Here is a 22,858-nt window from a genome sequence, read left to right as displayed (position 1 = left end):
AATTTAGTTACATTTTAGCGTGAACTAAGTCACCTATAATTTAGGTAGTTCAACGTCGTACGTTTGACCTGTAGTAGTGACCATCAACTGCAATTCATCAATGCCTGAATCCCGAAATTTGGCCAGTGGCAAACTAAATCCTACGTAACGTTGACGCGGAAAGTTAAACTTTGGGAACAAGCCACAGAACTCTTGAGCAACCACTGCTGCTTTCTCTTCTCCGTTTATCTTTACGATTAGATTCACTGGTTCTTCACTTGCGGAAAAATAAGCGCAGCCATGCAACACACCATTTGGGTTGACATGTGCATACAAATGAGTCCACGGCTTATCTTGCTCAAACAGAGCCATGCGCTGATTGTGTAACTCAAGAGCTTGTTGATACAAACAGATATCTTGTTGGTTAAGTTTGACTAACTCATCAGAAACAGCTTGGTGCAAGCCCTCTTTCTTTTGATGTGTTTTCGCCGCCATATTTTGTTTAAGCGGTGTCAACTTGAGGTCTAGCCCATTGTTAATAAGCACTAACGAATCATTATAGTGTTCAGTAAGGCCTGTAAATCCAAGCAAAGTAACCGGAAACCCATTGAGATACCGCGCCTGCACATTGCGAAATGGTGCAGCACGATAAAACGAACTAAAGCTACCATCATAACCATGATGGGTAACATAATGATTATAGTGAGATACGATTTGTTCAATCGGCTCACGTACAAAAGTGATGATGTTACGTACATCGAAAAAATCGGCGTATTTCTGTAAATGAACATGCCCAGTTAATGCAAATGGCACTGCGGCCATCATTTGCTTTAGTGCGTAAGGATCAGGAAAATCATACGTGTGCGCGCGTATTAATGAAGAAGATGACCCTACATTTATTCCGTAATCCAACTCCATCGGTTGGATTTCTTCTAACGCTTTACGGAAACTAGTGCCGGCAGTTTTTGGAATGTGGACAAAAAGTAGTGGATGAACTTGCTGCTCAATGGTTCCTATAGGAAAACCAAGTAGGGACTTTATTCGTTTTTTTATTCGCTGACGCATCATGATTAATAACTAAAATCTTCTTTAATATAAGTTAGCCACCGACTGTAACAAGGGTCTTGATATCCTGCCGTTCCCCAAGTTCTTTGCATATAAGCCACTTCTTTCATATAGCGTTGTTGCTTTTCATTCGTATTGTCTAAGCCACGACTAATGGATTCGTGGTGTATCATTTCTATATACGGTGACCAAACGTGCCGATAACCAGCCTTTCCAACTTTCAAACAAAAATCGACATCATTAAATGCAACGGTAAGGTCTATCTCGTTTAACCCACCCACTTGCTCGAATACTGATTTACGCACGCCAAGACAGGCTGCTGTAACGGCAGAATAGTTTTGCGTGACCTGCAAACGATTTGCATAACCATGGTCCTCTTGCGGAAAGTAACGATGTGAATGCCCAGCACAACCCCCTAACCCAATGACAACACCTGCGTGTTGAATACTGCCATTTGGGTAATAAAGCTTTGCCCCCACGCAACCAACATTTGGCCTTGCTAAATGCCCCATCATTTCGCTTAGCCAGTTAGGAGAAAGGATTTCGATGTCGTTATTCATCAACACCAAATACTCCCCCTTCGCTTGCGTCACGGCAAAGTTATTAATGGCGGAATAATTAAACGGGTGTGAGTAATTAAGCAGGCGCACCTTACCTTGTTCCGCTAATTGAGAAAAATATGCCAAGGCTTTCGCATCATCCGAGCCATTATCAACCAGCAACACCTCAAAATTGGGGTACGTAGTCAAACGGTACAAGGAGTCTATGCACTGACGAACCAATGCCTCACCGTCCTTCGTAGGAATGATGATGGACACCAAAGGTACAGGCACTGGCACTGGCCAAGTAACTTTATAAGTGTTGGCTAATTTGCCTTTAGTAACGGTTGCTCCGCTTTTCCCTAAATGATCTTGTAAGGCAGCCAACCCGGCTTGTTGTGCGTAGCTCTTTTCCCCCTCAGCTAACGCAGTCGACCCAGCAATTGCACGCCAATGGTAGAGTACGTATGGCATATGAACTATTTGCTCAGGTTTAGAGTGGGCTAAACAACGCAATAACAAATCGTAATCTTGACTACCCTCATACCCCTCACGGAATCCACCAATCTCATTTACCAAACTTTTACGATAAACGCCCAAGTGGGAGACGTAATTGTGCGAATAGAGCAAATCGCGATTAAAGCGTGGTTTAAAGTGCGGCTCACTGCGATTACCCTGCTCATCGATTTTATCTTCATCGCTGTAAAGCACGTTCGCTTGCGGATTAATCGACAAATAATGCGCCATGCATTTGAGCGCATGTGGGTGAAGCAAATCGTCTTGATCTAGCAACACCACAAAATCACCAATCGCTGCTTGCAAACCAGAGTTAGACGCCGCTGAAATATGACCGTTTTGTTCGCGAACCACCACTTGAATTTTGTCCGACTTTAACTGATTAAGCATCTTGGTAAGCGACTCTGACTGACTGCTGTCATCGACCAAAATCAACTGCCAGTGTGGGTACGTTTGCGTCTGCACTGAGCGCACCATCTCGGCAAACAAAGATAAATCCGGCTTATAGACAGGCACCAAGACTGATAGCATCGGGCCGCAATTTGGCTGTGGTAATGCCGTTAATTGATTATCTTGCTGTGTACAGATGAGCTCGTAGTGCTCCAGGCCATGAATCGGGGCTTGTTTTAAGCCCCAACGCTGATACGCCCGAATCGCCCAGTGCTGCCGTTTGAGTGCATTAACAACCGAAGCTGGCAATAGAGATTTCAATTTTTTCATGCTTGATAAATGTTTTCAAAGCAGTAGTTAGTGGCCTCGATATAGCCCTCGACACTGCCGCAATCAAAACGTTGACCTTTAAACTTATACGCTAACACACAACCGGATTGTGCTTGTTTAAGTAACGCATCGGTAATTTGGATTTCTCCGCCTTTACCCGGCTCGGTTTGTTCGATAAGTTCAAAAATGTCTGGCGTTAAGATATAGCGACCAATGATCGCCAAATTACTTGGCGCAGTGCCTGACTCTGGCTTTTCAACCATGTTATCAACGCGGTAGATATCATCTTTGATCATTTCACCAGAGATCACACCGTATTTATGGGTTTCTGACTCAGGAACCTCTTGCACCGCGACGATTGAACAACGGAACTGTTTATACAGCGCAACCATTTGCGCTAATACCCCATCCCCCTCATTCACACAAAGATCGTCTGCCAGTACTACTGCAAATGGCTCGTCACCGACTAACTCTCTTCCCGTTAAAATCGCATGGCCTAAACCTTTCATGTCTCGCTGGCGAATATAGGTATAGCTTGCCGAATCAATTAAACGGCGGATATCGGTTAACAACGCTTCTTTATCTGTGCCACTGATCTGATGTTCCAATTCGTAGTTTTTATCGAAGTGATCCATCAAGGTGTGTTTACCACGACCAGTAACAATGCACATGCTGTCCATACCCGCTTGAATCGCCTCTTCAACGCCGTATTCTATTAACGGCTTGTTGACGACGGGCATCATTTCTTTTGGCATGGATTTGGTGGCGGGCAAAAAGCGTGTGCCGTAGCCAGCAGCGGGGAATAAACATTTTTTAATCATTAGAAGTAACCAACTAAAAGCGCCTTTTCAGGCGCATATAAATAGAACTTTACTAGTCACTACCAAATAGATCGCGGGTGTAGACCTTCGTTTGAACATCAGAAAGCTCATCGACCAAACGGTTTGCAACAATCACATCACAATCGGCTTTAAAGGCTGTTAAATCGTGATAAACCGCTGAATGGTAAAACTCGCTCTCTTCTAGAACGGGTTCGTACACCACCACCTCAATACCCTTGGCTTTGATGCGTTTCATAATGCCTTGAATAGCCGAGGCTCTAAAGTTGTCAGAGCCCGCTTTCATGATCAAACGGTAAATACCCACGCGCTTTGGGTTGCGCTTAATAATTGCATCAGCAACAAAGTCTTTACGGGTTGTGTTAGCGTCCACAATGGCTTGGATCAGGTTATTAGGTACATCCTGATAATTGGCCAGCAGTTGCTTAGTGTCCTTTGGTAAACAGTAACCGCCATAACCAAACGATGGATTGTTATAATGGTTACCAATACGAGGATCTAGCCCTACCCCTTCAATAATCTGCTTGGTTTCCAAGCCATGGCTTTCTGCATAGGTATCCAGCTCATTAAAATAGGCAACACGCATCGCCAAATAGGTGTTGGAGAAAAGCTTAATCGCTTCGGCTTCAGTCGAGTCGGTAAAAAGAACGGGAATGTCTTTTTTCTCCGCTCCCTCTGTCAGCAATGCTGCAAACTGCTCAGCACGTTCACTTCGCTCACCAACGATAATACGGGATGGATACAAGTTATCGTAAAGTGCTTTCCCCTCTCGCAGAAACTCTGGTGAAAAAATGACGTTGTCTGTACGAAACTTTTCTTTAATCGACTTTGTATACCCAACTGGAACGGTAGATTTGATCACCATGACTGCATTCGGGTTAACCGACAAAACATTATCAATGACCGTTTCTACTGAGGAAGTATTAAAGTAATTAGTTTTTTCATCATAATCGGTTGGGGTCGCAATAATGACAAAGTCAGCATCTTTGTACGCTTGTTCCCAACCCAACGTGGCAGTTAGGTTCAACCATTTATGCTCTAAAAAGTGCTCAATTTCTGCATCTTGGATTGGTGAAACACGTTCATTAATCATCTTGATTTTTTCAGGAACAATATCAACAGCGATGACTTGATGATGTTGGGCTATAAGTACCGCATTGGAAAGGCCAACATAACCTGTTCCTGCAATTGCTATTTTCATTATTAATCCTTATAAAAGGCTTAGATTAGCTTGTTCACATATAGGCCAGAATTTATTTTTAGCTAATTATACTGAGCCTTATCACAAATGTTGCATGTTAAACCTTATCTTTTATAAATTACTCAGCAAGCGTTATATTACGTGGTATATAATAAAATACTTTCGTTATACATTGTGGTTCAAAACAAATCCAATCGTGATAAATTGAATAATTTCTCGATAACTTAATGTAAAAAATATTTTCTAGTAACACGCTGTTTAGCAATAAATCAATTGCTGCCTGTGTCAATCGGAGTTCGGTTTTTGCATAACATTTTTGAGTAAGTGACTAGTTTTGATTTTATCTGCTTTCCATTTGGGCGTAGATTGTGAGCAAGAAGCATTAACTCATTAGCAATACCAATGTTAAGTCCTTCAATCTTAATTGCTGTGTCACGAATCAGATCGATATGCGCATCGTTGAAGTTTCGGCATGAAGAGCCTTCATTTTTGGGAATTTTATTCCGATGAAATTCAATCACTCTTCGCCTCTCTATTGTAAGGTGGGAATTTTGCCGACTTAGCATCCAGTTATAGTATCCATCATAATATCTTCTACTACGAACAAATCGGTGAAATACCTGAGGTTGAATATTATCATTTAAAAACATTTCAAAAACCAATTTCAACACTCTTAAGTTATTTAAATGTTTTGGTACCCCATGCCCTACTCCAGGAATCTTAAGCTCTATTCGATTACGATAACGTTGAGCGTGTTTATAATCTAGAGTAAAAATTGGATCATAGACGATGATATTTTTTGAATTAGCTTGGGCACCATCGTAGTAATTTTCATTCCAATTAAGCTCCATAGCCCCTTTAAATCTAGTCTCCCAAGGAACTATCTCTCTTGCCAATGTGGAAATTGGATTCATTAATAACTGACGATTAAAACCAAAACTATTTGAAAAAACTGAAGCGGCATAACCTCCCATGCTCCCACCATAGCCAAGCTTTACTCTAAATATTTTTAAGAGCTTAGATAGCAAAGTAACAAATTGAAGAAATGTCTCGCTCCTATACCAGTTAGCGAAACCCACACAAGAAAATGAAATTACGTTGACGCCATATCGCTTAACAAAGTCAAATCCCCAAGGTGAATAGCTTTTATCATACAAATCAGCCTCATGTGTTATTTCTCCTGCATTTGAAAATGTTACGACTAAAGGTCTGTCTATATCATTAAGTGAATACTTTAAGTATACATTTCCTGACACACCTGAACCATTTATCCCTGCGCCTAAACTTGAAGCAATATTAAGGATATTATCCCCATGTAATATTCTAAACAAATCTTATTCCTAGGTGTGATTTATTCGTGCGTCGAAGTTCAATTGAAAATAAATCATTCGACCAAATAAATAATTACTTTCATATTTTAAAGCTATAGGGCTTTATAAAATTCACCAACACTTTCAATAATAAAATCATACTCAGATTCTGTAAGTTTATCGTTAGCTTCATCTGAATACTCATTGTCATCAAATTCAAACCCATTAAAAAAAGGAATTATCCCTGACTGAGTCAGTTGGTAGTTTGATTGAGAAAATGCGGCAAAAAAACTTTTCGCTGTAGTTAGGTATGGTTTAATTGAAACATCATCTGGGTGAATTTTTTGTCGAACGAAATCAATAACTTCAGCCGGATAGTTCATATCTAATAATTTGTGACTTATTAAAGAAAAATTTCTGCAAAGACTCTCATTAACATTTTTTCTTGTTGCATAACCATTGAGTCCCGCCCAAGAATAGAAGTCACTTACGACATCACTTTCAAATAAAGCATCTTTGTCAAACACTCGAACGAAAACATTATCTTTTCCAAATACATCAACCCATTTAACTAACTTCGAGTGATAATCGAAATAACGATAAATTTTTTCATCAATATTTGGAAGTGCGCCATTTTCATGCCCCATCAAATAACTAGATGGCATTTGATTTTTAACTCTTCCCTTAGCAGCTTGCTGTTTAAATGAAAGAGCGGCCTTGTCTTGCCTTCTTAAGTAGACATATACTTTTATTCTTTGGAAAAACTCCAAAAGGATGTTATTCAAGTTTTTTAGCACATCAGTGTCTTCGATAAAGAATAAATGTTCTGCAGATAAAACAACTTTTTTCGAAGTTGCTGTAATTAAGAGTTTCCTTAGTCTCTTCTCATACACTTTATAAGTATGACCGCTGCAGTCTACTATATTTGAGGAGTTACCATATTTGTCCCAACTTAAAAATTCGAAATCACCATCCTTAGTGTCACGCAAATAAAGCTGTAGCGAGGAAGAACCCGTTTTATGCATTCCAATATGGAGAATCAATTCTTTATTGCGCATGTTCTATCTCAGAAAGAAATGACCGCTGTTCTTTGTCATTTTGCCATGGGAGCCTGAATGAAATATCGTTACTTAAACTTTGCTTTATCTTTCGATTTGATTCAAGTTGGGCTTCATTTTTAAAAGTTGGTGCATCTTTCGATGTTAAGCCAGAATCAATGCATGCATATACGTGACTTATATCTCCAGGTTTTCCATTATAGCCGTGCTTTAAAAATCGATTTGTCCATTCTACATGACCGTGTCCATAACCAATGAAGCGAGAATCTAAATAGCCTACTTTTTTTATGGCATCTGCACTACAAGCAGTACATTGACCCGTGACTAATTTGAGTCTGTAGGGTAATACCGCTGTACCATCACCTTCTATAGAATCTGCTAAACGTTTCAATAGTCTAGCGTGTGCATAGTTGATATGCCCCCAGATATATGCAGCTAAAGCCCACTCGACATGCCAGTCTTTTTCACTGGGAACACAATCGTCTTCTAACAAAATTATGACATCAGACTGCTTTAGTTCGCACAAGTAATAAAGCGCCCTATTCTTGTTCCATACAACACCTTTGTTTATGCCGGATATACAGGCAATGCCAGCCTCCTGGCACCATTGGAGTGTTCCATCTGAACTACCGTCATCAGCGACTACTATATTAACTTCTGATGTTGTATGTTTGGTTAACGCCAATATGTTTTCTTTTAGCAGCTCGACTCTATTGTATGTGACAACGGCAATTCCAACTCTTAGGGAGTTAAAAACTTCTTTCTTCAATTTTTCTAATCGATTTGAAATATATGGCCCTTCAGGACGATAATATTTTGCGAGCGCTAATACCTTATAAGCTATTCTCAATGATTTTGATTCACACCAAGAAGAAAACTTAATCAAAAAGTCAACAAAATGTTTCCTATCCTGCTGAATCTTTCTTTGGAAAGCCCAATCATAAATAACTGAGATGAGATCTTCTGTTAATTTCACATCACGTGCAATCATATGACTATGGTTTGTACATATCGTTAACCTATCACTATGAGTAGTGTTAAGTAGGTTGCTGTTTATCCACTCAATGTCATCTATCGAGTTAGCATAGACTGCATCGAATATATCGGGATTATAGAGAACCTTAGTTTCTTTGTTATTATCACTATTGATTAGGAAGTCAGATATCTCTGTTGAATATCTACCATCGTGCAATATGTTCATTTCCTTTAACAGAAATGACTCATCGAAAGTCAAACTTCTATTAATCTTGCTCTTCATTTCCTTGAAGCCAGTAACATCAACTTTCAATATCTCGGCAAAAAATGAAATTAAACTATTTTTGTGTTGGTCATAGTTGGCAAGTATAAATTCACTTCCGAATTCATTGTAAAAACATTCTAAGCACTGTCTTTGATCTTTATAGTTTAAATGTTGCTTCTCACCAAATTCAAATGTAAATCCATGTCTTTTAACGCCCTGAAGATAATTAGAGTAGAGTAGTTCATATACACTTCTTGCGAATGCCACAACAGTAATTTTTATATTGTTACTATCACATATCCTCTTGATTTCTTTGATTGATTCAGTTTGCAATCCTTGCAAGGTTTCGCTACTTATCAGTGCTCTATCATTTGAGTTAAAGTAAACATTTTTAATTAATCTTTCTACTTCTTCCCAGCTCTCTGAATTACACGCCTGATATAATTGAACGCCATTCCCAGCGGTAATTTTACCATCTTTAGCTGTTGGACTTAAGTCAGCATAGTCAATCCCTTGTTCTTTTAGTCTAGTGCTATTTAACGATAGCCAAGACTGCAAAGCAGAAGATCCAGTTTTACTCAAACCAATATGAATATACAATTGTTTCATTATTTTACCACGCAAAATCTTCGCTGTTTGCTGTTAAGTTTTTACTATAAAACGGGTCTGTCTCTATGTTGGTTTTCCACGTTTTTTTCATATAATCAGCTTCATTATTAAATCGTGCCACCTTATCTGGACTATCTTCTGCGCCACGACTGATGGATTCGTGATGATATAGCTCAGCATACGGTGTCCATAGGTTACGATAGCCTGCCGCCCGCACTTTCAAGCAAAAATCCACGTCATTGAAAGCGACTGTTAACTCTTCTTCATTTAGGCCGTTCACTTCATTAAATACAGATTTACGAACAAGCAAACATGCCGCCGTAACCGCTGATAAATTTTGCACGATATTTAAACGACTAAAGTAACCATGATCACCACGCTTGAAATGCTTATGAGAATGCCCACCAACACCACCAATGCCGATGATAACGCCTGCATGTTGAATGGTATCGTTCGGGTAATAAAGCATTGCGCCCACGCACCCCACATCTTTACGCTGAGCGTGTGATACCATCTCAGTTAGCCATTCAGGGTTTATCACCTCTACGTCATTATTAATTAAACCAATGATCTCGCCTTTTGCTTGCTTGGCGGCAAAGTTGTTGATCGCTGAATAATTAAATGGATATGGGTAACGCAGAACTTTAACTTTATCGTGTTGATCAACTTCGTCAAAATATTCCAAGGCTGTTGGGTTATTCGAATTATTATCAACAAGTAAAATTTCAAAATTACGATAGGTTGATTTTTCGATTATCGAATCGATCGCTTGCTTGGTGATCTCGTAACCATTATAAGTTGGGATAATCAGTGAAACTAATGGTTCATTCTCAATGGCCCAGTTCACTTTATAGATGTTATCGTGCTTACCCATCTCAACGCTAACTGACTGACCTAACGCTTCAAAATGATCTTCTAGTGCCTTAATACCAGCGTCTGTCGTATACGATTTTTCACCCGAACCAAGTGCCGTTGACCCTTCTACCATACGCCAGTGATAAAGGACTTTTGGTATATGTACGATATTGGCATGATCAATTTCACGTGAATAACGTAATAGCAAATCATAATCTTGGCTGCCTTCGTAACCTAAACGAAAGCCGCCGATTTTATTCATGATATCCGTTTTATAAACACCAAGATGAGAAACATAGTTCTGGCTATACAGCAGATCTAAGTTCCAATCAGATTTAAAATGCGGGTCGATACGCTTGCCTGATTGGTCTATTTTGTCCTCATCACTGTAAATCAACTCAACATCAGGTTTTTCGTTTATTGCGTTAACTACATGGAACAATGCATGCTGATGTAATTCATCATCATGATCGAGAAGTGCTATCCACTCACCACGTGCTTTTTGTAATGCACTGTTACTTGCTGCAGAAATGTGACCGTTCTTCGAACGATAAATTGGCTTTATGCGGCTGTCTTTGCGGGCGTACGCTTTTAGTACCTTACGAACGTGAGGCTTAGGTGATTTATCGTCAGCTAAACACAATTCCCAATTGGTATAAGATTGCGCTAAGACAGATTCAATGCAATCTACCAACAATTGCTCATCTGGGTTGTATACTGGAACAACAATCGAGATAAGCGGGTTATGTTTAAAACTTTCTAAACCACGCTTTATTTGTTGATAGGTTTCGCATTCATTCGCATGAATCCATTTCGCATAAGGGTCGTCGTTTACTCCCTGTTGCACTACGGCCGGGTAAATGAAGCGTCTTCCTTCATCACGACCAAATACCATATAGTGGAGAAGCAACGTCTTATCGAATTGCGCCAAATCTGGATTGAGCTCTAAATAACGGTGTGGGTTAAAGTAGGCGTTGGGGCAACGGCCCTCCGCTTCACCATGTCTAATGTAATGAGCTAGCGAATTCATGCCTGCTTCTTTTACATCCGCGTTCTGTGCCAAATAATAGGCAGTGGAGAAATGAGCACATGGTGATAGCTTTTGTGCATGACCAACAGCAACAAAGTGAGCCAATGGTGTTTCATAAGGCAGCGTTGTATCTATAAGGCTCGCGTAAAATGCTTCATCAAAAAGTCCCGATTCGTAGATGACGTCATAAACGCCTTGGTCATAGCTTGGATCAACAATTACTTCAGATATTGAAGTTTTATTTCTAAATAGTTTTGACAACATGCTTATCACAGCAATTTACTCCACCACTCTTCATTACCCAAATACCACTCTACGGTTTTCTTGATCCCCGTTTCAAACGATTCTGCTGGCTTATAACCCAACTCATTGTTTGTTTTGGTCGCATCAATCGCGTAGCGGCGGTCGTGGCCGGCACGGTCGGTGACGTAGGTAATAAGTTCTTCACATCTACCTTCGGCTGCAGCAATGGCGTGTGGGAACTTAGTCGAAAGTTCAAAGTTCAAAGTGGAAAGTGAAGAGCCTGTAAAGTATTCGTTCATTAGCTTACAAACGACTTTCACAATATCGATGTTCGCCCATTCGTTGTGGCCACCGATGTTGTAGTTCTCACCTACTTTGCCTTTACTTAGTACCAACTCGATACCACGAGCGTGATCTTCCACGTATAACCAGTCACGGATTTGTTGGCCATCACCATAAATTGGCAGTGGTTTGTTGTGCAAAATGTTGGTGATGATCAGTGGGATCAACTTCTCTGGGAAGTGGTAAGGCCCGTAGTTGTTTGAGCAGTTTGAGGTTGTCACCTCTAACCCGTAAGTATGATGGTAAGCACGTACTAGATGGTCTGATGCTGCCTTTGATGCCGAGTATGGCGAGTTTGGTGCATAGGCGGTCTGCTCTGTAAACGCCGGATCGTTTGGAGCCAGTGTGCCGTACACCTCATCAGTGGAGACATGATGAAAACGGTGTGGTAAAGGTGATTTTCCTTCCGATTTTGGCTCATCAACCCAGACTTTTTTTGCCGCTTTTAGTAGGCTGTATGTTCCCAAGATGTTGGTTTCTATAAACGCATCTGGGCCCGTGATTGAACGGTCTACATGAGATTCTGCTGCAAAGTGTACAATAGTGTCCAGCTGATGTTCTTTGAGCAGTTTCTCTACTAGATTGGTGTCGCAAATGTCACCATGGGTAAAAATAAAGTTCGGATGTTGTTCTACCGATGCAAGATTCGCGCGGTTACCTGCATACGTCAGCGCATCCAATACCACCACTTTATCTTGTGGGTTATTTTCTAGCCAATAAAGCACATAGTTAGCGCCAATAAAACCAGCGCCCCCTGTTACCAATAAGTTTCTTGATTTCATTTTTTGCAATTAACGTTGAAAGTTGAAAGTTGAGCAAGGTGCAAGGTGCAAGGTGCAAGGTGCAAGGTGCAAGGTGCAAGGTGCAAGAAATAAGCGCTTGATATTGTATTTCAACAATAACTTGGCTTATTTGTTCCGTTTCCCTTGAAGGAGCAAAGCGACACCCTTTTCACTCTAGCCTTGAACCTGCAGTTTTAGTTCATCCAACATGGCGGATAGTTGCGCACGCCAATGCTTGCTTTCTACCCCGCTGGCTTTCTCTGCCGTGCTTTTGTCGATGACGCTAAAGCTTGGTCGCTTAGCAGGCGTTGGGTAGTGGCTCGCGGGGATTGGGCGAATGGGAATCGCCTTATCTAGCATGCCTTTTTCAAGTGCTAACTCTTGAATAGCTACACCGAAGTCATACCAAGATGCAATGCCAGCGTCTGTCCAATGCAGTACTAACGCATTGGAATCATTTGTTTGTTTTGTGTTGTCGAGCAACGCCCAAATCATTTCCGCTAACCCTTTTGCCCAGGTTGGTGTGCCAACTTGATCGTAGACGATACCAAGTTGCTCTTTTTCTACCATTAAGCGCAGCATGGTTTTAACGAAGTTATTACCGTGTGCAGAATAAACCCACGCAGTACGAATGATCGTGGCTTGCTCACCAAGAATTTGGTTGATTTTAAGGTCGCCTTTGAGTTTCGATTCGCCATAAATATTGATTGGATTAGGCGTATCGTCTGTTTGATAAGGCGTTGTTTTTTCCCCATCAAACACAAAGTCCGTAGATACATGAATAAGCCTAGCGTTTATTTCTTTACAGATTAGTGCTAGGTGCTCACTGCCTTTCTCATTCACGGCAAACGCCGTTTCTTGATCGGTTTCAGCTTTATCGACGGCAGTGTAAGCGGCTGCGTTGATAACCAAGTCAGGTGAGTGAGAAAGCACAACTTCGTTCACTTGTGTTTGATTGGTGATATCGAGTTGCTCTACATCAAAACTGACTAACTCAACGAGATCAGGAACGGTTTGCTCTAGCTCCCACGCTAATTGACCACCTTTACCGGTAATCAGTACTTTCATTTCTTTTACCTGTTTTGTTGCTCAAGCCGTCTTTTAATCCATTCAGCATTGCCTTTATATGTTGCTTTCTCTGAGTCCCGTAAATGGCATAAAAACCAAATCGGGCAGGAAGTTTGCAAAGCTCTGTGATTTTCCAGACGGTTGGAATGTGTGGCATCTTTAACAAATGACAAACGTTACGGAAATAGTAGTAATGACGCATAGGTGAGTGGTTCACGATGCGTTTCCCTAACCACTTTATTGGTTTACCACCTAACTCGTGAGTTAAGGTGGCGTTGGTATTCATTATTAGTGCATAACCTTTTGCGTTAGCACGTAGGCCCCATTCAATATCTACAAAATCAATAAACAAAGACTCGTCATGAATACCAATATCATCGAACACTTTCATGTTAACGAGGGAGCCTGAGGTTATAGCATAAGACACAGGTAAACAGTTGTGCTCAGCACCTTGACCTTTGGCTTGCCCAACACTAAGTCGCCTCATTCGTCTCTTGCTCACCTGAATAGCGCAGCCATAGCAGTTCAGGTTGGTCGCAAAATACTTTGGAACCAAAGCAGCAATGGGTTTGGATTTCGATAAAGAAAGCGATTTAATTGGATAGAGCATGTCGTGAACAAAATTAATGGAGATTCTGCTATCTTGATCAAACAGGAAACACCAATCTATGTTCTTGGATTGCCAGTATCCGATACCTTGGTTAAGTGCTTTTGCTACACCTCGGTTAACCCCATTTTCTATAACTACAATCGGATAACTCTGAGCACTACTCGATAAACTCCTTGGTGCATGAGCAACGTTAGATCCATTTTCCTGACAATCATGTTGCTCGCTATTATCAACAACAACGACTGGAACAAATTGACTTAGATAATACGTGCTTTCCCAGTCTTGAGCACTGGGGTGATAATGCACCACGACAGCGGCAACGTTTACTTCTGCTTTCATAACAGCTTATCTGAAGTAGTCGCGCTATCTACAAGCTTTGCCTTGCGTAACTGGTTCTCATTGTTTCTAGCGACAGCAATATGATTGTTTTTTCGGTGCCATGAACGACGCCAATTGCGCCGAGTGAGTTCATAAATAACTGTGCTTTTTACATGATGAAAAAACAGCTTAGAGCCAAACTTTCGACTAGCACAACGACGATAATGAATCGCAATAATATCGGATAAATACGTCACCTTGATGCCTTCTTGTAAAGCCCGTAAACAAAAGTCCACATCTTCACAATACATAAAGTAACTCTCATCCAATCCATTTAAGCTCTGATAAACATCAGCTTTCACTAGCAGAAAAGCGCCGCTCGCCCAAAAAACTTTACCCTCAGTCGGCCGTGTTTTGTCTATAACGATACTTCTGCTATTAAACAGGTAGTTACGAACAAAAGTGCCAAGTGTTGGGTATCTTCTTAGATTGTCATCTGCAACTGTAAATGATCTATCGAGAAATAAGTTGGGGGCCATTATAGGCAGATTGCTTTGTTCTAATGTCTTGAGCAAATGCTTGATCGTCAAATCAGAAATTTCTACGTCTGGATTCAGCAGTAAAAAATAATCATCATCTGAAATGCCCATTGCTAACGCGAGCAAAAAGTTCAGATTATTGTTAGCAGCAAAACCCAGTGGCTTGTCATTACTGTGATACTGAATACCAATGCTTTGGCAATACGCTAGTAACTCTGCAGATTTCACGTTGTCACGAAAAATGACCTTTATTTGTGAGTAATTCACCAACCGCGCTAATGTTCTTAGCTGTTCAATGATGTGCTCATGATCATGCGAAATGACGGAGATAAATAGAGTCACGATATAAGGTTCAGCACATTACCGCTTTTACAACGAGGTGCGGAAGCAAAGCTTAATCCTAGCTCATCTTTCGTTGACAGTTGTGGCTTTTGTCCGTCCAATAGTGGCCATTTGATATCTAACTCTGGGTCATTCCAGCGAATACTGACTTCTGCCTCAGGGTTGTAATAGTCAGTACATTTGTAAACAAACTCCGCTTCATCTGTTGTGACATAGAACCCATGGGCAAACCCTTCCGGAACCCAAAGTTGCCGCTTGTTCTGCTCAGATAAGAACACACCAACCCATTGTCCAAGTGTTGGGGAGTCAGTTCGCATGTCTACCGCAACATCAAAGACTTCACCTTTAGTTACGCGAACCAATTTGCCTTGTGTATTCTCAGTTTGGTAATGCAACCCTCGTAAAATACCTTGCTTAGATTTGCTGTGGTTTTCTTGAACGAAAACACGCTGACTGCAATTTTGCTCAAACAACTCTGTACGGAAAGTTTCCATAAAAAAGCCGCGGTCATCGCCAAACACGTTAGGTTCGATGATTTTCACATCTGGGATCGCTGTATCGATAAATTTCATTGGTTGAATCACATCAATTACTGTTGTTAGAGAGCTTATGCATTGGTGGTTAATGGATGGTCGAGAATGTCCATTAAGTATTGCCCGTATCCGGATTTGATCTTGCTGTGTGCTATTTCAGTTATCTGTTCTTCGCTTATGTAATTCATTCGGTAAGCGACTTCAGCCGGACAGTTCACTTTTAGCCCTTGACGCTTCTCTACTGCGCGAATATACAACGCAGCATCCAACAAATCATCGAGCGTACCGGTATCAAGCCACGCAGTCCCTCGCCCCATAATTTTGACTTTTAGGTCGCCCGCTTTTAGGTATTGATCAATTACATCGGTAATTTCAAGTTCACCACGTGGTGAAGGTTTCACATTCTTAGCAAACTCCACCACCCGTTGATCAAAGAAGTACATACCCGGAACAGCGTAGTTTGATTTAGGCGCTTTCGGCTTCTCTTCAATTGATAAAACACTGCCATTGCAGTCAAACTCTACAACACCGTAAGAAGAAGGGTTTGCCACATGGTAGCCAAAAACAGTAGCGCCGTGTTCTTGCTGGTTCGCTTTATTTAAAAGTGCCGCAAGATCATGCCCGTAGAAAAGGTTATCGCCCAATAATAACGCTGCAGGGGAACCAGCAAGGAATTCTTCTGCAAGAATAAACGCCTGAGCGAGACCATCGGGAGAAGGTTGTACACAATATTCAAACTTGATTCCCCAACGAGAGCCGTCACCAAGTAAGTTTTGGAAGCGATGCATTTCCTGAGGGGTTGCTATGATCAGGATTTCTCGAATACCCGCCATCATTAGGTTTGCGATTGGGTAATAGATCATTGGTTTATCATATACAGGCATCAATTGCTTACTCACCACCTTTGTGATCGGGTATAGGCGAGTTCCTGAACCTCCGGCAAGGATGATACCTTTGCGACCGAGTGGGTTTACGCAATTTACTGACGTTGACATCGTAGTTTTCTCCACGTTTATTTAAGTTCTCGAATGGTCAAGAGCACAATACGTCCAACCACGTACAGCATTGCGGCAAGGACACCAAACAGTGTGATGTTGTAAAACACATCGGGATATTTGGCTTCATTTGGCTCAGTTGCAGCCTCAACAACAACCAAATATTTAAGTTGTCGATAAGCTTCAATTCGTGATTTTTCTAATGAGATCTGAGAAGACGTATAAGCCTGGAGTGCGAGCTCCATTTTGACTTTTAAGTCGGTGTACTGCGCTAATATCTCACTCACTGACATCACGTTGTTTTCGTTATCAGATAACTTTGCTCGCTCTTTATCTAATTGACTTTTGAGTGCGCTAAGTGTTGTTTTGGCGGCGATGACTTGCGGCGCATTGCTGCTCATCATGGCTGTTAAACCTTTTAGTTCCGCTTCTTTTGCCGAAATTTGACCTTCCAAGCCATAGGTTATCTGCTGCATGGCCGCGCCTTCTGCCGTTGGATCTAACAAGTTATAACGCTGTTGAAAGCTCAGTAATTTGGTTTGAGCATCTTGCAGTTTGTGCTCAATGTTTTCATGCTCTTGCAAAATAAATTCGAGCTGTGCATTAGCGAGCTGATGTCCAATGGAGTTGATATACCATTCGGCTCGCTCAACGATGGTTTGAGCTAATGTATGTGCAAATTTCGAGTCAAATGCTTGAGTTTCGATATAAACAATATTGGAGTTGGAATCGATGTAGATATCGATACGATTTAGGTAGTAATCAAATATGTCTTCCCACGACGCTTGTTCATCAATTCTGGTAAAAATATCAATTGACGTCTGAGCGTAGTGAGTCGCTATGTTTAGCTTTTGATTAAGGTACATCAACATATCATTTGACATGATGTAAGCTTTGACTAGCTCAGTATCGGAGATGCCTGTATTCGACACTCCCAGCCCAGATAACACCGCCATAGATGCATCCATCGTTGCCATACCATCAGGTTGCTGAACGATTACTTGCGCACGACTCACATATCGTTCAGAGGCCCAAAAGCTCTGATAGAGTGCGAACATAAAGGTAGGCAAAATAACGAACCAAACAAAGGGCGATTTCTTTAACTGCGATAAACGCTGATTGAATGTCGGTGCTTTTTTTGTTTTGTTAACCTTGCAGTGTATTGCAGGGTTCAAGCGTTCGACCTTACCCTGCTGCCTTCTTAAGTTATTAACTCGAACCAAGATACGAGCTGACAAGTCAGGGTCATTTGCTTCAACCTGCTGTGCCTTAGCTATCAGAAATTTTATGTCGTTAAACTCTTCTGCCGTGAGCTCTTGCTTGAGTTCTTGGAAACGTTTCTCTGTTGTTTGAGTGGTCATGTTTTTCTAATTAAACTCTTTGAGGTGAGAGTAAGGTATTCCGTTAACGGCTGATGGCTTGCTTCCAGCTAACTTGATAACAAGCCAACGCAAGCGTTAGCAGTGATAACGTAGCCATATCTAGGTAAAAATCACTCACACCTGTATTACCGTAAGACGGGTAAGCGTAGTAACGAGCGAGTTCCACAGCATGAAGTAGTGGGTTCCAATCTAGGTAATGCCAATACTCTTTAGGTATATCTTGCAAACTAAAAAAAATGCCCGAAATAAAGAACATCGGTCTAGTTAGTATCGATTTGACTTTGCTTATTTCGGGAACGAAACAAGTAGAGAGAGAAAACAGCATTCCAAGTGATAATGCTAATAACCAAACCTTAACCAATATCGCCAAGAGGGATAAAGGATCGGAGATACTAACCTCTAACTTAAATAGATAAGCCAACAAAAAAAGCAGCAACACGAGAGCGATCTTATTTAGTAATTCAAAGCCACTGATGGCCACTATCGAACCGATCGGTTGCACTTGTCTAAATGCATACAATGGTTTGTTTTTTTGGATAGAAGTGGCTGTTTTCTCTAATGTCCCTAAAAAGAACTGGACCAAAATAACACCATAAACAACGAAGAAAATGGTCGGTATGCTGTGTGTATTGCCACTATCAAAAGGATTGCGGATCAAGACCATAGCCGTGATCATGATCATTGGGGATATCAACGCCCAACTAATGCCAAACTTGTCGTTAAAAGTGCTTTTTATCTCTCGTAAATAAATTGCAAAAACAACATCTAGCCAAATTTTTATCGCGCTGCGCTTAATTACTTTCGCCATAGTTATTTAACAGCGACGTTTGCTGCCACAGCAATCTGATAAATAATTTGAGTGATATCTTTAACCGCTTGCATGGTTTTTGTATCAACTTTCGGAAGTACAAGGATTTGATCACCTTTTTGGATCTTCTGACTACTTTCAAATTCGACTAAGCCATTGGCTCGCACGATTGCGATACGATTGTCTTCTGCTCTATCTGTAAAACCACCAGCCCACGCGACATAATCATCGATAGACGCATTAGCGTTGTAGACAATAGCTTGTGGCATAAGTACTTCGCCTGCGACTTGAACCAAATCGGTTTTGTGTGGAATGACAACGGTATCACCTTGCTCCAGGAGTACGTTTGCAATCAAACCGTCGTCCGACACAATTACTTTGCCTAAAGGCTGGACTTTTCTTGCTCTATCTGTGAAAAGCATCACCATTTCGGCCTCTTTTGCTCGTATTGCAGCTTCGCCATCAGAAGATGCTGGTGATGTAAAAATACTGCGCTCTAGACGATTCAATGATTCATCGATCATTTCTTTTTGCTTTTTAGCAACGCTCGGTCGTAGTAGGTAGATAGAATCTACATTTGCTAACTCCGGGTCGATCGCGACATTACTCAGTAACTCGTGTAAGCGTGTTCGTTTACTTACTGCGAAATAAGATGGTCCTAGGTAACTTCCTGATAGCTGAACGTCGATAACTTGTGCATGAAGATCGTCGTTGAACAACACTTTATCGCCATCTTTCAGTTCAAAGTTTTGGAAAGCATCGTATTCAACATAAAGAGAGAATGGTCCGTCATGACGATTTCCCATCACCCCAACATGAGAAACTTTTGCTAAAGGCTTCGCGTAAGCAGTGAGCTGCTTTCCGGTTTCTTTTTCATTCTCAAGCTCGAAACGGAATGGGTTTTTAGCCCCTCCTGTTACCGTCACGGTCGATTTTTGAGGTTTCACTAGAATAACGTCGCCATCTTTAAAGCTTGGCGATGGTAAATACCCTTGTTGGATAAAATCATATAAGTCTATTGAGGCGATCACTTTTCGGTTGCGAAGCACTTGGATTTCGCGGTAACTACCTCTGTCACTATCGATCCCACCCGCTCTCTTTAAGAAGTAAAGAACGGAATCTGATGCCATACCTGCGTATTGTCCAGGTCGGATAACCGGTCCAGCCAGATAGACACTCACTGGCGTGGCAGTAAGCAAGTTGACATACACATTTACGTTGTTTGTATAGACTTGCTTAATTTTCTTTGTAACCAGCTGATTTACTTGACTCGCAGGCACATTAAGCACTTTGACAGGCCCAATTTCAGGGATAAAAATATTGCCTTGATTATCAACAGTCGTGACATTTGAGTAACTTACGGCTCCCCACAACCAGATATTTATTTTGTCCCCAGGTGCAATTAAGTAGTTATCGTTCAGACCATCGACACGCTCTGTCTCGTATCCACCTGCAAATAGATTGGCTCCAAAAGGAGGTACAAGTGATTCACCCGATGAAGGTAAAAGCTGCTTTACATCAACTTCTCCTGGCAAAAGCACACCATTTCGGTTCTCAACTGCGTATTCACCCTGCTCGAGATTTTTAGTAACAGCACTCATCGATTGAGTGGCACTCTGGTTTTGGCGACCTTGACTCAATAGATCTAATGACATTCCTGATGCATGCACATCACCCGCCATCAGAGCAACAGCAATAAAAGTTACGTACAAGTTTTTCATGTTCTGTTTCCTACAAAGCAATGTTTTCGTAGCCATTTTCCAAAACTGGCATTAAGCGCCATTCATGAGACTTAGATGATTCATCAGAAAAAAGGCAGGCAACATGGTCTTGCGTATGCTTCATAGATTGAATTCTGACTGCTCTGCACTTTGTTCCTAATGCAGACATATATGGGTAGCTCAGTAATATTTTGTAATCTGGGTGAGACAAGTGGCTTTGGTTTGCACTCTCGAGCTGCGACCAGTATTTTTGTGGAATCACTCTTCCAGACATTTCGAAAGAGGACTTTGAAACTAACGGCTGCTGTGCAATGACTTCTCTTGGTTTACTTGAACATGCACTTAAAAAAGTGACTATAAAGAAAGTAGTTAAAATACGCTTCATGACATTCTCGAGTTTTCATTTAGGCACGCTACCGCCCGATGATTTTTTGCGCTATTCACTAAACGCACTAACACAATTTGTATGTTTGCTATAAAACCTGTCCCTATAAAATTTAGAGACGCTACCGCCCATTGATTACATCGCGCTATTCACTAAACGCATCTCGATCTAATGTGTAAACCTCTCCGACTGAAGCAAGTGATATATAGAAGGAGAGCAGCTAAATAACAGGGGTTCTAAAGCGCGTAGGAATTTATCTTTTGACTGGCTTATTTAGTAGTTAGAAAGCGCTTACACTTTCAAATACAAGGGTTAAAAAGAATATAATCGGGTTATGTAATCACGAAGACTAGATAAAACAAGGCAATAACCACACCGATAAAAACATCACTAAACACCTGTTATTTAAAGGTTTAAGTAAAATATAAGGCTTATATAAGCCAAAAATAAGCCACATAACCCCACCTGATTTAAAGGCGCCTTCGACCTTCAGGTGCACCATCTATAAAGCGAACTAAAAGTTATAAAATCAGACAGCAGTCAATAAAGGTTCTGATAAATAGAGAATAAAGTGGAAGGGAAACTCTGAAAGGTGAGATAAAAAATAAGCTTCGCCAGATGACTAACGAAGCTAGAGTGATAATCTAATTAATTTATATTGATATAGAAAGCTAATATAGGCAGCGCATTGACACGTTGTTTAAGCCAAGCTTGCTTGGGCCGTAGAAAAACAACATACATTTTTCATCCAAACTAAAAACTCTAGTATGCCGAACCTCACTTGCTCCATTTAGACCAAAAGTGATGTATCCACCATCACTAAATTCAATATCATCGTAATGATAACTTACCGATTTCGACGTATCTGACGGGTTGCTAATTTTAAAATAGTTAAATTTAGAAATCAGTTCCCCTGAACTAAAATCAGTATGATTCAACCAAGAGTGTCCTAGCGCCTCAACTTTCCCTATTAATTTAACTTGAGAAGTCTCAGCTGCCACAAAGAGCGCAAGATTGATAGTAACCAATCCGACTATAAGCACGTATTTATTGACATTGGAGAAGAAATTGAGTTTTGTCATAAGTACACTCGTTCCCATCAATTTTGACCACTAATTTTCCATCATCTTTCATAGCAATATGCGGATATGGATTCGCTTTAATCACCTCAAGAAACCCTGAGTTGTAGTAAAGTGCCCTTCCAGAAAACCACACGTTAACTATCGAGATCGCAGCCAATAGCATCAATCCAATATACTTAGCGCTGAACGTTAGTTTCGGCTTGTTTGTAGACTCTACCTTAGGGGGTGTTGTATTAGGAATGTTCCCAAAGAGAGTTGATAGTTCTTCTGTAGTTTGTTTGCCTTCGCATTGCTCACCAAAAACAAGCGAGTACCCTATTCCTGGTTCATTGACCAAGATTCTTTTGTCCTTATCTTCGAGTAAATATCTCGTCCTATTGATTAGTTGCGACAAACTTTCCTGTGAAATTGGCTTAGATTCCCACACAAAGTCGATAATTTGCTCTTTAGAAACGACACCATCACGCCCTTCATATAAACACGTTAGTAAGCGAAATATTTTGGGAGTCAAGCCAATCTCATTGGTTCTGTCTCCTTCGGAGTCTCGTCCAACACGTCGAAGCGCACGAGCACCAACACTCCACGTATAGTTACCTAATACAAGGTCTACATCTTCATCATTCACAGGTTTACCTAGCCTTATACATAATTTTAAAAATGTCGTACAACTGACTGTATTGCTTTTATAAGAACGCCAGCTCTCTATTAAACGGAGCTTAAATTTCCTAATTATAATTACTTATATAG

At 40.9% G+C, this 22,858-nt stretch carries 20 protein-coding genes; all 20 read right to left on the bottom strand.

Translation table 11 applies throughout. The annotated features are described in order from the left end of the window. Positions 1-33: 33 nt before the first annotated feature. Positions 34-1,047 (bottom strand): sulfotransferase family 2 domain-containing protein, encoded by a 1,014-nt coding sequence (locus ATB78_RS05215; protein ID WP_061008004.1) that lies wholly within the window; start codon positions 1,045-1,047, stop codon positions 34-36. A gap of 2 nt (positions 1,048-1,049) precedes the next feature. Continuing rightward, on the bottom strand, positions 1,050-2,819 hold the full coding sequence (locus ATB78_RS05210; protein WP_061008003.1) for a glycosyltransferase family 2 protein: 1,770 nt from the start codon (positions 2,817-2,819) through the stop codon (positions 1,050-1,052). Then, a complete protein-coding gene (gene galU, locus ATB78_RS05205) occupies positions 2,816-3,640 on the bottom strand; it encodes a UTP--glucose-1-phosphate uridylyltransferase GalU (RefSeq protein WP_061008002.1) in 825 nt (274 codons plus the stop codon). Before galU ends, ATB78_RS05210 begins: the two co-directional genes overlap by 4 nt. 52 nt (positions 3,641-3,692) lie before the next feature. Then, the gene (locus tag ATB78_RS05200) at positions 3,693-4,859 is read right to left on the bottom strand and encodes a nucleotide sugar dehydrogenase (protein ID WP_061008001.1); all 1,167 of its coding nucleotides are present in this window, start codon (positions 4,857-4,859) and stop codon (positions 3,693-3,695) included. A gap of 269 nt (positions 4,860-5,128) precedes the next feature. Then, a complete protein-coding gene (locus ATB78_RS05195; RefSeq protein WP_061008000.1) occupies positions 5,129-6,190 on the bottom strand; it encodes a hypothetical protein in 1,062 nt (353 codons plus the stop codon). 92 nt (positions 6,191-6,282) lie between these two features. After that, positions 6,283-7,227, bottom strand: coding sequence for a hypothetical protein (locus ATB78_RS05190; protein ID WP_061007999.1), 945 nt, complete (start codon positions 7,225-7,227; stop codon positions 6,283-6,285). Beyond that, on the bottom strand, positions 7,217-9,076 hold the full coding sequence (locus tag ATB78_RS05185; protein ID WP_061007998.1) for a glycosyltransferase: 1,860 nt from the start codon (positions 9,074-9,076) through the stop codon (positions 7,217-7,219). The genes ATB78_RS05190 and ATB78_RS05185 overlap by 11 nt, the downstream gene beginning before the upstream one ends. A 4-nt stretch (positions 9,077-9,080) precedes the next feature. After that, complete coding sequence (locus tag ATB78_RS05180) at positions 9,081-11,225, bottom strand: glycosyltransferase family 2 protein (RefSeq protein WP_081096564.1); 2,145 nt, start codon at positions 11,223-11,225, stop codon at positions 9,081-9,083. 5 nt (positions 11,226-11,230) lie between these two features. Beyond that, positions 11,231-12,328, bottom strand: a complete 1,098-nt coding sequence (rfbB, locus tag ATB78_RS05175; RefSeq protein ID WP_061007997.1) for a dTDP-glucose 4,6-dehydratase — start codon at positions 12,326-12,328, stop codon at positions 11,231-11,233. Between the two features lie 174 nt (positions 12,329-12,502). Then, positions 12,503-13,396, bottom strand: coding sequence for a dTDP-4-dehydrorhamnose reductase (rfbD, locus tag ATB78_RS05170; RefSeq protein ID WP_061007996.1), 894 nt, complete (start codon positions 13,394-13,396; stop codon positions 12,503-12,505). Then, positions 13,374-14,345 carry a glycosyltransferase family 2 protein gene (locus ATB78_RS05165; RefSeq protein WP_061007995.1) on the bottom strand — a complete coding sequence of 324 codons (972 nt, stop codon included), beginning with the start codon at positions 14,343-14,345 and terminating at the stop codon, positions 13,374-13,376. The genes rfbD and ATB78_RS05165 overlap by 23 nt, the downstream gene beginning before the upstream one ends. Then, positions 14,342-15,205, bottom strand: coding sequence for a glycosyltransferase family 2 protein (locus tag ATB78_RS05160; protein WP_061007994.1), 864 nt, complete (start codon positions 15,203-15,205; stop codon positions 14,342-14,344). The genes ATB78_RS05165 and ATB78_RS05160 overlap by 4 nt, the downstream gene beginning before the upstream one ends. Next, complete coding sequence (gene rfbC / locus ATB78_RS05155; RefSeq protein WP_061007993.1) at positions 15,202-15,777, bottom strand: dTDP-4-dehydrorhamnose 3,5-epimerase; 576 nt, start codon at positions 15,775-15,777, stop codon at positions 15,202-15,204. The genes ATB78_RS05160 and rfbC overlap by 4 nt, the downstream gene beginning before the upstream one ends. A 35-nt stretch (positions 15,778-15,812) precedes the next feature. Continuing rightward, positions 15,813-16,733 carry a glucose-1-phosphate thymidylyltransferase RfbA gene (gene rfbA, locus ATB78_RS05150; RefSeq protein ID WP_061007992.1) on the bottom strand — a complete coding sequence of 307 codons (921 nt, stop codon included), beginning with the start codon at positions 16,731-16,733 and terminating at the stop codon, positions 15,813-15,815. 17 nt (positions 16,734-16,750) lie between these two features. Next, on the bottom strand, positions 16,751-18,094 hold the full coding sequence (locus ATB78_RS05145; protein WP_061007991.1) for a lipopolysaccharide biosynthesis protein: 1,344 nt from the start codon (positions 18,092-18,094) through the stop codon (positions 16,751-16,753). Positions 18,095-18,137: 43 nt separating this feature from the next. Then, on the bottom strand, positions 18,138-18,923 hold the full coding sequence (locus tag ATB78_RS05140; RefSeq protein WP_061007990.1) for an ABC transporter permease: 786 nt from the start codon (positions 18,921-18,923) through the stop codon (positions 18,138-18,140). Between the two features lie 2 nt (positions 18,924-18,925). Beyond that, a complete protein-coding gene (locus tag ATB78_RS05135; RefSeq protein ID WP_061007989.1) occupies positions 18,926-20,644 on the bottom strand; it encodes a polysaccharide biosynthesis/export family protein in 1,719 nt (572 codons plus the stop codon). Positions 20,645-20,654: 10 nt separating this feature from the next. Continuing rightward, a complete protein-coding gene (locus ATB78_RS29335; protein WP_155647762.1) occupies positions 20,655-21,029 on the bottom strand; it encodes a lipoprotein in 375 nt (124 codons plus the stop codon). Positions 21,030-21,700: 671 nt separating this feature from the next. Next, entirely contained in the window at positions 21,701-22,111 is a 411-nt protein-coding gene (locus tag ATB78_RS05130) for a hypothetical protein (protein ID WP_061007988.1), read from the bottom strand. Beyond that, positions 22,077-22,736 (bottom strand): helix-turn-helix domain-containing protein, encoded by a 660-nt coding sequence (locus ATB78_RS05125; protein ID WP_061007987.1) that lies wholly within the window; start codon positions 22,734-22,736, stop codon positions 22,077-22,079. Before ATB78_RS05125 ends, ATB78_RS05130 begins: the two co-directional genes overlap by 35 nt. Between the last annotated feature and the right edge of the window lie 122 nt (positions 22,737-22,858).

Origin of the sequence: Vibrio sp. CUB2 (assembly GCF_001557945.1) — a bacterium.
Lineage (GTDB): Bacteria > Pseudomonadota > Gammaproteobacteria > Enterobacterales > Vibrionaceae > Vibrio > Vibrio owensii.
This window is presented reverse-complemented; position numbering and strand designations above follow the sequence as displayed.